This window comes from Phenylobacterium kunshanense (genome assembly GCF_003254525.1).
Lineage (GTDB): Bacteria > Pseudomonadota > Alphaproteobacteria > Caulobacterales > Caulobacteraceae > Phenylobacterium > Phenylobacterium kunshanense.
The window spans coordinates 358,116-371,009 of record NZ_QFYS01000002.1 but is presented as its reverse complement, the minus strand read 5'-3'; the positions used below and the strand labels follow the sequence as shown (position 1 = coordinate 371,009).

At 68.8% G+C, this 12,894-nt stretch carries 14 protein-coding genes and 1 tRNA gene; 7 read left to right on the top strand and 8 right to left on the bottom strand.

The genetic code is table 11. From position 1 onward, the window contains the following. Positions 1–140: 140 nt before the first annotated feature. The 3 genes from DJ019_RS06150 to cpdR form a co-directional block, all read right to left on the bottom strand. On the bottom strand, positions 141–1,439 hold the full coding sequence (locus DJ019_RS06150) for a hemolysin family protein (protein WP_205854094.1): 1,299 nt from the start codon (positions 1,437–1,439) through the stop codon (positions 141–143). Positions 1,440–1,587: 148 nt separating this feature from the next. Continuing rightward, positions 1,588–1,662: transfer RNA gene (locus tag DJ019_RS06145), tRNA-Val, on the bottom strand. Positions 1,663–1,738: 76 nt separating this feature from the next. Next, a complete protein-coding gene (cpdR, locus tag DJ019_RS06140) occupies positions 1,739–2,095 on the bottom strand; it encodes a cell cycle two-component system response regulator CpdR (RefSeq protein WP_111275101.1) in 357 nt (118 codons plus the stop codon). 128 nt (positions 2,096–2,223) lie between these two features. On the opposite strand from cpdR, the gene DJ019_RS06135 reads away from it, so the two are divergent. From DJ019_RS06135 to typA, 3 genes are all read left to right on the top strand, one after another. Next, positions 2,224–3,132, top strand: coding sequence for an N-formylglutamate amidohydrolase (locus DJ019_RS06135; RefSeq protein ID WP_111275100.1), 909 nt, complete (start codon positions 2,224–2,226; stop codon positions 3,130–3,132). 28 nt (positions 3,133–3,160) lie between these two features. Continuing rightward, positions 3,161–3,604, top strand: a complete 444-nt coding sequence (locus DJ019_RS21650; RefSeq protein WP_111275099.1) for a GNAT family N-acetyltransferase — start codon at positions 3,161–3,163, stop codon at positions 3,602–3,604. Positions 3,605–3,964: 360 nt separating this feature from the next. Beyond that, positions 3,965–5,800, top strand: coding sequence for a translational GTPase TypA (gene typA / locus DJ019_RS06125; protein WP_111275098.1), 1,836 nt, complete (start codon positions 3,965–3,967; stop codon positions 5,798–5,800). Between the two features lie 3 nt (positions 5,801–5,803). On the opposite strand, the gene DJ019_RS06120 is transcribed toward typA, so the two are convergent. After that, positions 5,804–6,502, bottom strand: coding sequence for a type I pantothenate kinase (locus DJ019_RS06120; RefSeq protein ID WP_111275097.1), 699 nt, complete (start codon positions 6,500–6,502; stop codon positions 5,804–5,806). 119 nt (positions 6,503–6,621) lie between these two features. Between DJ019_RS06120 and trhA the strand changes: the two genes are divergently transcribed. Then, positions 6,622–7,290 carry a PAQR family membrane homeostasis protein TrhA gene (gene trhA / locus DJ019_RS06115; protein WP_111275096.1) on the top strand — a complete coding sequence of 223 codons (669 nt, stop codon included), beginning with the start codon at positions 6,622–6,624 and terminating at the stop codon, positions 7,288–7,290. Positions 7,291–7,299: 9 nt separating this feature from the next. Here the strand turns inward: trhA and DJ019_RS06110 are convergent, their stop codons facing one another. Beyond that, entirely contained in the window at positions 7,300–7,761 is a 462-nt protein-coding gene (locus tag DJ019_RS06110; RefSeq protein ID WP_111275095.1) for a hypothetical protein, read from the bottom strand. A gap of 208 nt (positions 7,762–7,969) precedes the next feature. Between DJ019_RS06110 and DJ019_RS06105 the strand changes: the two genes are divergently transcribed. Beyond that, on the top strand, positions 7,970–9,763 hold the full coding sequence (locus DJ019_RS06105; protein WP_111275094.1) for an ABC transporter ATP-binding protein: 1,794 nt from the start codon (positions 7,970–7,972) through the stop codon (positions 9,761–9,763). Here the strand turns inward: DJ019_RS06105 and DJ019_RS06100 are convergent. Then, positions 9,760–10,233, bottom strand: a complete 474-nt coding sequence (locus tag DJ019_RS06100) for a GNAT family N-acetyltransferase (RefSeq protein ID WP_240606384.1) — start codon at positions 10,231–10,233, stop codon at positions 9,760–9,762. The genes DJ019_RS06105 and DJ019_RS06100 overlap by 4 nt on opposite strands. Positions 10,234–10,262: 29 nt before the next feature. On the opposite strand from DJ019_RS06100, the gene DJ019_RS06095 reads away from it, so the two are divergent. Beyond that, on the top strand, positions 10,263–11,438 hold the full coding sequence (locus DJ019_RS06095) for an aminotransferase (protein ID WP_111275092.1): 1,176 nt from the start codon (positions 10,263–10,265) through the stop codon (positions 11,436–11,438). Here the strand turns inward: DJ019_RS06095 and DJ019_RS06090 are convergent. Beyond that, positions 11,429–11,905 (bottom strand): hypothetical protein, encoded by a 477-nt coding sequence (locus tag DJ019_RS06090; RefSeq protein ID WP_111275091.1) that lies wholly within the window; start codon positions 11,903–11,905, stop codon positions 11,429–11,431. The genes DJ019_RS06095 and DJ019_RS06090 overlap by 10 nt on opposite strands. A 216-nt stretch (positions 11,906–12,121) precedes the next feature. On the opposite strand from DJ019_RS06090, the gene DJ019_RS20900 reads away from it, so the two are divergent. After that, positions 12,122–12,295, top strand: a complete 174-nt coding sequence (locus DJ019_RS20900; protein WP_165843908.1) for a hypothetical protein — start codon at positions 12,122–12,124, stop codon at positions 12,293–12,295. On the opposite strand, the gene DJ019_RS06085 is transcribed toward DJ019_RS20900, so the two are convergent. Further along, entirely contained in the window at positions 12,292–12,894 is a 603-nt protein-coding gene (locus DJ019_RS06085; protein ID WP_111275090.1) for a nucleotidyltransferase family protein, read from the bottom strand. The two genes, DJ019_RS20900 and DJ019_RS06085, sit on opposite strands and share 4 nt — an antisense overlap.

The window sequence follows — 12,894 nt, the reverse complement described above, 5'->3', positions numbered from 1 at the left end:
GGGACCCTGCGTCACTTTGCGGAGCATACAGCCGGCAGGCTGGCGGCCATATTCTGACAAAGCCGCCGGCGCGCACCCCACAGCCGCGGCCCAAGGCCCTGACCCGCACCCCCCCCGCGGGTCGGGGCCTGCACCTCGCCTCAGCGCCGCTTCTTGCCGGTCGCCGGCCGGACCAGCAGCTTGTCGATCCGACGCTGGTCCATGTCGATCACCTCGACCACATACCGCCCGATCGTGACGGTCTCGCCTTCCTCGGGCAGGCGGCCCAGGTGATGCAGGACGAGGCCAGCCGCCGTGTGGAAGCCGCCTTCCTCGAACTTCTCCCCAAGCAGGTCGCTGAGCTCCAGCAGGTCGGTCTTGCCGTCCACCAGCAGGGATCCGTCCTCCCGCTCCACGATCGAGGCGCCGGGCGTGTCGTGGCTCTCGTTGAAGTCGCCGGCGATCATCTCGAGCAGGTCGGTGGGCGTGAGCAGACCCTCGAGGCCGCCGAACTCGTCGACGACGAAGGCCATGTGCGTGGGCGAGCGCTGAAGCTGCTCCAGCGCCTGCAGCAGGGACGTCGTCTCGGGAATGTAGAGCGGCTCCTTCGCGAGCTGGGCGAGGTCCAGGGGCTTGTCGCCCAGCAGCGCGTCAGCGATGTCGCGCTTGTGGACCACCCCGAGGGGGCTGTCGAAGTCCTGCCCCTTGACGACGACGAACCGCGAATACGGGCAGGTCCGGACATCCTTGCGGATCGTCGCCTCAGGGTCGTCCAGCGAGACCCAGTAGACGTCGGTTCGCGGAGTCATCGCCACTCGCACCGGCCGGTCGCCGAGCCGCATGACCTCCTGCATCATGGCCTTTTCCTGAGGCTCGATGACGCCGGCGCCCGTGCCCTCTGCCAGCACGGTCTCGACTTCCTCCTGGGTGACCGCGCTGCCGTCGTTGTCGCGCACCCGGAGCAGCCTGAGGGCGGTCGCCGTGGAGAACGTGAGCAGCGTCACGAACGGCCCCATGAGGCGCGCCAGGAGCGAGAGCGGGGCCGCGACGACGCCCGCGATCGCCTCGGGATGGATCAGCGCCAGGCGCTTGGGCACCAGTTCGCCCAGGATCAGCGAGAAATAGGTGAGAAGCACCACCACGACGCCCGTGGCGATCTGCTCGGAATATTGCGCCAGAAGCGGGACGGTCTCGAACCGCCGATCCAGCTCTCCGGCGATGGTCGCCTGACCGAACGCGCCGGCCAGGATCCCGATCAGGGTGATGCCGACCTGCACGGCCGACAGGAACCGCGTGGGATCCTCCGCCAGCTTCAGCGCCGCCGCCGCCCCCTTGTCACCGCGCTCGGCCCTGGCCTGGAGCTTTGCGCGCCGGGACGACACCACGGCCAGTTCGGACATGGCGAAAACGCCGTTCAGGAGCACCAGCAGGAGCACGACGGCGGTGGCGAAGAGGAGCATGTCTCGGATAGGTCAGCGAGGCCCGGTCGGCCCCGCGCCACACTAACGGCTGCCGCCACCCGACGCGAACACTTTGGCGTAGGCCGTCAGGCGCGAACCGCCCGCCACGCCAACTGGCGCTGTCCTGTCGCTAAGACCCTGAAAAGGATGGTGGACGCGGCTGGGATTGAACCAGCGACCCCTACGATGTCAACGTAGTGCTCTCCCGCTGAGCTACGCGTCCGCCTGGGCGAAAACGCCGGATGGCGCTCGGGAAGGCGGCGGATATACCGGCGCGCCTTGCGATTAGCAACAGGTCTTCAGGCCGCGATCATCCGCTCCACCTCGGAGACGATCTCGCGCAGGTGGATGGGCTTGCTCAGCACCTTGGAGCCGGCGGGCGCCTTCTCGCCCGCGGCGAGGGCCACGGCGGCGAAGCCGGTGATGAACATGATCCGCAGGCCCGGGTGCTTGGCGGCCGCCTGCCGCGCCACCTCGATCCCGTCGAGACCGGGCATGACGATGTCGGTGAGCAAGAGGTCCCACGGCTCGTCGAGGAAGGTCACAGCCTCGTCGCCGTCGGCGCAGGCCGTCACATCGTGGCCGGCCCTCTCGAGGGCGCGGGCCAGGAACCCGCGCAGGGAGTCATCGTCTTCGGCGAGCAGGATGCGGGACATCGGGTCACAGGACTTCAAGTTGAAACCCCACATTAGCCTTGTTCGAGTAAACACGTAATGAAGCGCTTTGACGCTGGAGCGAGGATTCGCGTCTGGCTGGTTTGACGCTGGAGCCCGGCGCGCGTTGTATGCGCGCGATGAACGCGATCGACCCCCGGAACGGAGCCGCCGCCGCGCACGCCGCGTTCGAGCTGAGGCGGGCCGGACCGGAGAGCGCGCCGCCAACACCGTTCGTGTTCGCCTCGCCGCACTCCGGGCGACACTATCCGGACGACATGATGTCGGCCGCCGCGCTGGACGCCTTGAGCATCCGCCGCTCGGAAGACGCCTTCGTGGACGACCTGATCAGGGCGGCGACCGACCATGGCGTCGCCGTGATCACCGCCCGCTACGCCCGGGCCTATATGGACCTCAACCGCGAGCCGTTCGAGCTGGACGCCTCGATGTTCGCCGACGAGTTGCCCGCCTTCGCGCGCGCCCGCACGGCGCGCGTCGCCGCGGGCCTGGGCGCGATCGCGCGCGTGGTTTCCGAAGGACAGGAAATTTACAGCCGCAAGCTCACCTTCGCCGAGGCGCGCAAGCGGATCGAGGACGCCCACCGCCCCTATCACCTGGCGCTGAGGGGGCTGATCGCGGAGGCCCAGGCGGCCCACGGCTTCGCCATCCTGGTGGACTGGCACTCCATGCCGGCCGCCGCGGCCAAGGCGGCCAGCCGCGAGCGCCCCTGCGACATCGTCCTGGGTGACCGCTACGGCGCGGCGTGCGCCGGCGTGCTGCCTGCCCGTGTCGAGCGCGAACTGGAGGCTCTGGGCTACCGCGTCACCCGCAACACACCCTACGCCGGCGGCTACACCACCGAGCACTACGGCCAGCCCCAACGCCGCGCCCACGCCCTGCAGATCGAGATCAACCGTGGTCTCTATCTCGACGAGGCGACACTCAAGCCCACCTCCGGCTTCGAACGCCTGCGCGGAGATATCGAGACGCTAACGGCGTCGCTGGCCGCGGCCGACTGGTCCGCGCTCAGGACGAACTAGGCATCGTTGGAGCTAGGCGCCGACGGCTATGATTTCTGAACTCACGTCCAACGAGGTCACGGCCCAGGCGACGAGTGACATATCCCGGCTCATGACCCTTCTCGCTGGCTCCCCGCGAGCCATCAGCCAGACGGAACTCCGCCGCGTCGCGGAGATCAATCACCTATTCTCGCTGACGGTCGATGGGACCATCGTCGGACTGGTCTGCCTCGTCCCCATGCGCCTTCCCCAGGGCGTTCGACTTTGGATCGAGAGCGTAATTGTTGACCCCGCCTACCGAGGGAAGGGGCACGGGCGGGCGTTGATGCAAGCCGCCGTTGCGAAGGCGGCTTCCTATGGTGACGTTGCGATCAGCCTCACCTCGAACCCGACGCGCAGCGTAGCCCACCGACTGTTTGAACAGCTTGGCTTCAAGCGAGCAGCGACCTCAGTCTTCCGGCGATCCGCACAAGACGGGAGTTCAACAGCCTGACTTGGCGCTGGCCCTGTCCAGCGCCATCACATTGAAGGCGACGCTGGGCTCACCCCTCGCGCCACAGCCAAAAAAAATGCCGCGCTGTCGAGCGCGGCAGTTTCATTAGGGAGGAAACGCCCAGAAGGGCAAAGGCGTCAGCGACGCCTCACACCTCCTAGCTAATGTGCAGCGCACAATAATGCAACCCCTTCGCAGAAAATTTTCGCGCTGACGCCACGTCAGGGGCGGAATTTCCCCGGTTATCACCGATAACCTTACGTCAAATCGCCGCGTTCTTATGTGCGGCGCACAATGCCCTATGCGGGAGGCCCGGCTTCGCCTACAAGCGCGCGCCTTCTGAACGAGTCTGCCCGCACCATGTCGCTCCGAAATATCGCCATCATCGCCCACGTCGACCACGGCAAGACCACGCTGGTGGACCAGCTTCTGGCCCAGTCGGGCGTCTTCCGAGCCAACGAGGCGACGGTCGAACGCGCCATGGATTCCAACGACCAGGAGCGCGAGCGCGGGATCACCATCCTGGCCAAGTGCACCTCGGTGCTCTGGAACGGCAAGGCCGGCGAGACCCGCATCAACATCATCGACACGCCCGGCCACGCCGACTTCGGCGGCGAGGTGGAGCGGATCCTGGGCATGGTGGACGGCTGCGTCCTGCTGGTCGACGCCGAGGAAGGCGTCATGCCCCAGACCAAGTTCGTGCTGGGCAAGGCGCTGAAGATGGGCCTGCGCCCGATCCTCTGCCTCAACAAGGTCGACCGTCCCCACGCCGATCCCGACCGGGTGCTGAACGAGGCCTTCGACCTCTTCGCCGCCATGGGCGCCACGGACGAGCAGCTCGACTTCCCGCACATCTACGCCAGCGGCAAGAACGGCTGGGCGACGCTGGACATGTCCAAGCCCAATGACAACCTCGCGCCCCTGTTCGACCTGATCGTCGACCACGTGCCGGCGCCGAAGGCCGAGGCCCGCAAGGACGAACCCTTCCAGATGCTGTCGGTGCTGATCGAGAGCGACCCGTTCCTGGGCCGCCTGCTCACCGGCCGCATCGAGGCGGGCAAGGCCGTTCCGGGGCTGGCCATCAAGGCCCTGTCGCGCGACGGCAAGGAGATCGAGCGCGGCCGGATCACCAAGGTGCTGGCCTTCCGCGGCCTGAAGCGCCAGCCGATCGACGGCGGCGCCGAGGCCGGCGACATCGTCGCCATCGCGGGCCTGTCCAAAGCCACCGTCGCCGACACCCTCTGCGCGATGGAAGTCAACGAGGCCCTGCCCGCCCAGCCGATCGACCCGCCGACCATCTCGATGACCGTCTCGGTCAACGACAGCCCGCTGGCCGGCCGCGAAGGCGACAAGGTGCAGAGCCGCGTGATCGCCGCGCGCCTGCTGAAGGAAGCCGAGTCCAACGTCGCCATCCGCGTCACCGAGACCACCGAGAAGGACGCCTTCGAGGTCGCCGGCCGGGGCGAACTGCAGCTCGGCGTGCTGATCGAGGGCATGCGCCGCGAGGGCTTCGAGGTCTCGATCAGCCGTCCGCGCGTGGTCTTCCAGACCGATCCCGAGACCGGCGAGCGCCTGGAGCCGATCGAGGACGTGATGATCGACGTGGACGACGAGTTCACCGGCATCGTCATCGAGAAGCTGTCGGCCCGGAAGGCCGAGCTGAAGGATATGGGCCCGTCCGGCGCGGGCAAGACCCGCATCAGCCTGATGTCGCCGTCGCGCTCCCTGATCGGCTACCAGGGCGAATTCCTGACCGACACCCGCGGCTCGGGCGTGCTGAACCGCGTGTTCAGCCACTACGAGCCCTACAAGGGCGCCATCGACGCCGGCCGCAAGGGCGTGCTGGTTTCGAACTCGGATGGTGAGACGGCGGCCTATGCGCTGTGGAACCTGGAGGAGCGCGGCACGATGTTCGTCGGCGCCGGCGAGAAGACCTACCAGGGCATGATCATCGGCGAGAACAGCCGCTCGGACGACCTCGACGTCAATCCGATGAAGGCCAAGCAGCTCACCAACGTCCGCGCCTCGGGCAAGGACGAAGCCGTGCGCCTGACCCCGCCGCGCCGCCTCACCCTCGAACAGGCCATCGCCTACATCGAGGAGGATGAGCTGGTCGAGGTGACGCCGAAGTCGATCCGCCTGCGCAAGAAAGTGCTGAACCCGTCCTTCCGCAAGAAGCGGACGAAGGACGAATAGGCCTCAGCGAACGACCAGCTCACTGAGCACGTGGTCCGCCGCCTTGCGGACCACGACATCCGCATGCGCCGCCGTCGGGGCGATGTGCTCGGTGAGGTTGACCAGGTTGATGTCGCGCCAGGCGGCCTCGACGATCGCCAGGCGTTGGGCCGGATCCCTGATCTGGGCGATCAGACTGCCGGGCTCCTTGGCGACGATCTCCTCCAGCCGCCGCAGGTACCAGGCGTGCATGTGCTCCGGGTCGGCATCGACATAGATCCTCAGGCCGAACCGCGCCCGCGCCTCGGGTGACTGCAGGACGTTGATCCCCTCGACGATCACCACGCCCTCGCCGCCCACCGTCCGCGTCTCGCCCGGCACGATGTCGTAGGTCACGTGCGAATAGACCGGCATGGCCGCGGCGCGCCCGGCCGCCAGCTCGGCGAGGAATCGAGCGAACGCCGCGACGTCGTAGGTCTCCGGGAATCCCTTCCGCCGGATCAGGTCACCCGCAGCCAGCTCGGCGTTTGGACGCAGGAAGCCGTCGGTGGCGACCACCTGGACATCGCCCGGAGCCAGTCGCTCGGCCAGGGCCCGGGCCAGGGTGCTCTTGCCCACCGCCACTCCGCCGGCCATGCCGACCAGGAACGCGCCGGGGCCTCCCCCTCGCGCACGCTCCCGCACCATCGCCGCCAGCGCGCCCAGGACATCCTGTTCAGCCATTCGCCACCCCCACCCCGTTGGCGTTCCACGGCGCCCGTCCGCTGGTCAAGCGGCCGCGGCCCCGACGAAGCGACGCCTTGGCGCCTTACCGATGTCGCAACGGCGCGCTACGAAGGGGCATGGACGCGCCCGCCAAGCCCTATCCGCCCCGCCACTACCCGACCCCGGCCGCCAAGTGCGCGGATCTGGTGGTGCATGTCATGGGCCTGACGCTGGCCCTGGTCGGCGGGATCGTGCTGCTGACCATCGCGGTCCTGGGCGGGTCGATCAGCCAGGTGGTGGGCGTTTCGATCTATGCGCTCGGCATCATCGCCATGCTGGCCTTCTCCACCGCCTACAACTTCGCCAAGCCGCAGCACCGTCCCACGCTGCGGCGGCTGGACCACGCGGGCATCTTCCTGATGATCGCCGGCTCGTACACACCCTTCACCATCAACCTGCCCGGAGCCTGGGGCTGGGGCATGACGGCGGCGGTGTGGTCGATCGCCGGCCTGGGCGCGCTCGGCAAGCTGTTCCTGACCGGCATCGACCGCAAGTTCTGGGTGATCGTCTACCTGGCGCTGGGCTGGCTGGTGGTGGTGGCGCTGAAGCCGATGATCGACAGCCTCGCCTGGTACGCCATGGCGCTGCTGGTCACCGGCGGGGTTCTCTACTCGACCGGCGTGATCTTCTACGTGAACAAGAAGCTGAAGTTCTCGCGGGCCATCTGGCATGGCCATGTGGTGGCCGCGGCGGCGGCCCACTGGACCGCCGTCCTGCTGGGCGTGGTGCTCGCCGCCCAGCATTGATGGCCGCGGCTACTCCGCCGCCCAGCGGAACGCCTCGGCGGGCGAGGGCTGCGCGCGCACCAGCAGCCCGTTCATCGCCAGCGCCTGCGCGACCAGACACACAGCCGCGCCCAGCCCGGCGGGCGGCTCGGCTCCCAACAGCCCCGTCAACCGCTCGTCCAGGGAGCGGTAGTCCTCGGCCTGGGCGCAGCCGAAGGCGTCCAGGATCATCGCCTCGTCATTGGTGATCCGCGGGTCGGCTGGAACCGACAGCGCAAGGCGCCGCCGCCCCCAGGCGCCAAGCTGCTGCAGGAAGACCTCCAGCACCCGATAGGCCTCGTGCCCCGCGCAGCCGCAGGCCTGCTCGAACAGCCCCTTCAGGCCGTGGCACGGCGCGGTGAGGGCCAGCAGCCGGATGGTGCGCACCAGCAGGCGCTCGCCATGCGTGAGCGGATCGGAAGCGAGGGAGTTGGCGGCGCAGGTCGCGATCATCGGCTTCTCCAGTCACGCGACACTATTGCTCTTGCGAGTCGTTCGCAACTATCAAGGTAGATCACGGGCGCGTGATTGCGCGATTGCGCCGCTCACGGAACGGCGTCATCCTCGCGGCCTCAGCAGCCTCCGTCGCAGGAGATCCCGATGCAGACCCTCATGTCCCACTGGAAAGGAGCCCTTCCCTGTCATCAGGACATGACCTCGCATGCATTCGCGATCCCTGGAGGCGCGCGCCGACCATAGCGCCTCGATCCCGGCGGCCCGTCGCCGCCTCTGCAAATTCCTCGACTACTACCGGCCGCACCTGCCGTTGCTGGCGGCCGATCTCGCCTGCGCCGTCGTCGTGGCGGCGACCGCGCTCGCCCTGCCCGTCTGCGCCAACTGGATCACCCGACAGCTCGGAGATCTGAGCGGCGCCGACGACGCCACTAGGTCCATCCTCGTCACGGGCGGGGTGATGCTGGCCCTGGTGGCCCTGCAGGCGCTCTGCACGGCCTTCGTGGACTATCAGGGCCACGTGATGGGCGCGAAGATCGAGGGCGCCATGCGCCGCGAGCTCTTCGAGCATCTCCAGAAGCTGTCGTTCGGCTTCTACGACCGCGAGCGCGTGGGCCAGCTCATGAGCCGCATCACAAACGACCTCTTCGCCATCGGCGAGCTGTGCCACCATGGCCCAGAGGACCTGGCCATCTCCCTGCTGAAGTTCGGTGGAGCGGCGGCGATCCTGACGTGGATCGACCCCGGCCTGACCCTCTCGATCCTGGCCGCCTTCCCCTTCGCGCTTCTCTACGCCCTGCACTTCAATGGCCGGATGAGCGTCACCCTGCGGGCCGGAAAGGCGCAGATCGCCGCCATCAACGAGCGGGTGGAAGACTCGCTCGCCGGCGTTCGGGTGGTGAAGGCCTTCGGCGGCGAACAGGCCGAAGTTCGCCGGTTCGAGGCCGAGAACACCCGCTTCCTCGACATCCGCCGCGCCGGCTATCGCAGCGAGGCCCTGTTCTATGTGGGCATGACCGCCTTCGCCCAGCTCGTCACGGTCGCCGTGGTGGTCGGCGGCGCGGTGCGGGTGGCGCAGGACCGGATGAGCGTCGCCGACCTGCTGACCTTCCTCCTCTGCGTCGCCATCCTGATCGACCCGATCCAGCGGGCGGTGAACTTCGTGCGGCTCTGGCAGCAGGGCTACACCGGCTTCACGCGCTTCATGGAAGTGCTTGAGACGCGTCCCGACATCCTCGACGCGCCAGGCGCCCGCGAACTCGGTCGGGTGCGCGGCGACGTCAGCCTGCGCGGCGTCGGCTTCGCCTATCGGCCGGACAGCCCCCCGGTGCTGACCAACGTGTCGCTCGACGTCCGGGCCGGTGAATTCGTGACTCTGGTCGGGGCGTCGGGAGTCGGCAAATCCACCCTCTGCGCCCTCATCCCCCGCTTCTATGAGGCGAGCCGAGGCCGGATCCTGGTGGACGGGCAGGACATCCGCGAGGTCACGCTCGCTTCGCTGCGAAGGAACATCGGGGTGGTGCAGCAGGACGTCTACCTGTTCGCCGGCACGGTGCTGGAGAACCTGCTCTATGGGCGGCCCGGCGCCACACGTGACGAGGTGGTGGCCGCCGCCCGGCGGGCCCACGCCCACGACTTCATCATGGCCTTACCCGATGGCTACGACACCGACATCGGCCAACGCGGGGTGCGCCTCTCCGGCGGCCAGAAGCAGCGCCTGACCATCGCCCGATCATTCCTGAGGGACCCGCCGATCCTGATCTTCGACGAGGCCACCAGCGCCCTCGACAACGAGAGCGAGCGGGCGATCCAGCAATCACTCGCCGATCTCACCCGCACGCGCACGACGATCGTCATCGCGCATCGGCTGTCCACGGTGCGCAACGCCGACCGGATCGTGGTCCTGACGGAGAACGGCATCGCCGAGCAGGGCCGGCACGAGGAGCTGATGGCGGCGGGAGGCGCCTACGCCGCCCTCCACCGGGTCCAGGCCAGCCTCTAGTAGGGCCGCTCCATGAAGACGTCGGCGCGCGCGTACGGCGTCTCCATGGGCGCGAGGTCACGGAAACCCATGGCGCGGTAGAGGCCGAGCGCCGGCCCCAGGCCGGAGTTGGTCTCCAGGTAGAGACGCCTGGCGCCCAGCTCGGCGCCCGCGTCTATGCACCGCTGCATCAGCCGCCGCCCGAGACCGGAGCCGCGCAGATCCTCGGAGACGGTCATCTTGGCCACCTCGTACCCGCCGTCATCCATCTTCATCAGCGCAACGCACCCGACCGGCGCGCCGTCCTTCAGGGCCATGAAGATCCGCCCGCCCTTGTCGATGATCTTGCCCTGGGGGTCGTTCAGCACCTCGCGGTCCTTGGCCTCGAGGACGAAGTGTCTGGAAATCCAGGCCTCGTTGAGGGTCCGGAAGGCCTGGGCATGGCGGGGCTCGAATTCCACGATCTCCATGGCGTCCTCCGGGGTGGTCACGGGCCCAGTCTGCCGCCAATGTCCGGCCGATGGCGAATGCGATTTTCTCAGGCCTGCCCACCACCGTCTTCGAGGAGATGTCGGGCCTCGCGCGCACCCTGGGCGCGATCAACCTCGGCCAGGGCTTTCCCGATGATCCCGGGCCCGAGGCGGTGAGGGCCAAGGCGGCCGACGCCGTCCTCAACGGCTACAACCAGTACCCGCCAATGGCCGGCCTGCCCGAGCTGCGCCAGGCGGTCGCCGCGCACTATGACGGCGCCCAGGACCTGGATCTCGACTGGGCAAGCGAAGTGACCATCACGTCCGGCGCCACCGAGGCGCTGGCCGCCAGCTTCCTGGCCCTCATAGAGCCGGGCGACGAGGTGGTGGTCTTCCAGCCCTTCTACGACGCCTACCTGCCGCTGATCCGCCGGGCGGGCGGCGTTCCCCGGCTGGTGCGGCTGGAGCCGCCCCACTGGCGTTTCACGCGCGCGATGCTGGAGGCGGCCTTCACTCCGCGCACGCGGCTGATCGTGTTGAACAATCCGATGAACCCGACCGGCGTGGTCCTGCCCGACGAGGATCTCGCCCTGCTGGCCGAGTTCTGCGTGGCGCATGACGCCGTCGCGGTGTGCGATGAGGTCTGGGAGCAGGTGGTGTTCTCTGGCGCGCAGCATCGCCCCCTGATCGCCTTCCCCGCCATGCGCGAGCGCACGGTGAAGATCGGATCGGCGGGCAAGATGTTCGGCCTCACCGGGTGGAAGGTCGGCTACCTCTGCGCCGCCCCCGGACTGACCCACAGCCTGGCTCGCGCCCACCAGTTCCTGACGTTCACCACCCCACCCAACCTGCAGACGGCCGTGGCCTGGGGACTCGCCAATGCCGGCGACTGGTTCCGTGACATGCCGAGGGCGCTGGAGGCGTCGCGGGACCGTCTGGCCGAGGGCCTGCGCCGGGAAGGGTTCACCGTCCTCCCAAGCCAAGGCACCTATTTCCTGAGCATCGACCTGACCGCATCGGGGATCGCGGAGGCAGACCGCGCCTTCTGCCTGCGCGCGGTGAAGGAGGCCGGCGTCGCCGCCATACCGGTCTCGGCGTTCTACGAGACGGACCCGGTGACCAGCATCGTTCGACTCTGCTTCTCCAAGGCCGACGCCACCCTGGACGAGGGTGTCCGCCGGCTGGCAAGAGCGCGGGACCTGTCGCGGGTGTCCGCTCAATCCTGAGACGGATCGACCTCTTCCGGCGTCTGGCCGGCGATCCAGGCGTCCAACGCCTGGCTGGCGGCGCTGCGGCAACCCGCCTGCTGCGCCTGGGCGATGACGTCCAGGTTCGTCAGCGCTTCAGGACCAGGACAGATGCCGCCGCGGGTCGCGCGGGACGGCGGCGGGGCCACGATGGAGCGCATGATCGCCAGGCGGTCCGCTTCGGCCTGATTGCCCTGGCGACGGGGAAGCATCACGCCCGTGGCGGCGCCCTTCACCGTCAGCAGGCTTCCGGACGCGTGCATCAGGGTCAACGTCCGGCCGGGCGGAAGGCTCACCCGCGCGCCAGCCTCGAAGCTCTGGCCCCTCGCGATGCCGGGCTCGGTCGAGCCCACCACGATGTAGTCCCGGGCCGCCGCCGCGCCGGATATGGCCGCAAGGGCGACGCCGGCGAGCGCCGCCAGAAGAACGCGAAACGATGAGGTCATGCAATCAGCATCGCCCGTCAGGCGCCGGGGGGCAACCCTGGCCAGTCGCGTATCACGTGCGTCGAACGTCGTTCGGGTTGAAACGACCAAGCTTCCAGGGACGGGCATGCGGCAGCCTGCGACAAATGCGGCATCTGTCGGCGCCCGCGGCCCCGGTTAACCTGCGATTAAGAGCTGGCGATCTATGGTTGCGGCCAGAATGCCGAGACGAGACCCATGGTCAGCGTTCAGCTGCGCAACTCCGGACAAGGGCTCTGGTACGCCCTGACCCTGCCCACCTCGGTGCAGGCCGCGCAGACGATCGCCTCCGCCGCGCGCAAGCTCGACCTTGCCGACCAGGTCCGGATCCAGCCCGCAAGCGGGGCTCGGCGGCTCGACCTCAGGGCCTAGTTTCGGTCCAGGTCCGCCCGTTCATCGACGTCGAACAGCACCCCATCGTCCGGCGCGTCCACCACGGCAAGCCGCTCGCCCAGCCCCTGCAGCACCCCCCGCGCGCCGGTATCTCCTGAGAGCGCCATCGCCGGCGCGAACAAGGCCCGCGACAGTGCGACAGGATTGCCACGCCGCCCGCCGAACACCGGCGCCGCGGCAGGCGCACCATCGCGCACCGCCTGGATCAACCGTGGCGGCGTCTCCTGCGGCACACGCGGCATGTCGCCCAGCAACACCAGCGCGACCATGACCTCCCGCGGCAGGCTGGCCAGGCCCGCCCGCAGCGAGGCCGCCATGCCCTCGGCATGGTCCGGCGCGTGGACGATACGAAGGGCCGGGTCGAAGGCCCGCGCGCAGGCCGCGACCGCCTCGGCCTCCGCGCCCGTCACCACGGTCACCGATCCGACCGGGGCGGCCCGCGCCGCCGCCAGCGCCCCGTGCAGCAGCGGCGCGCCTCGCCAGGGCGCCAGCAGCTTGCCGCCGCCGAACCGCCGCGCGGAGCCTGCGGCCAGGACCACGGCGGCGACCTGTTCCCCACCGGCTGGCACTGTCCCCAT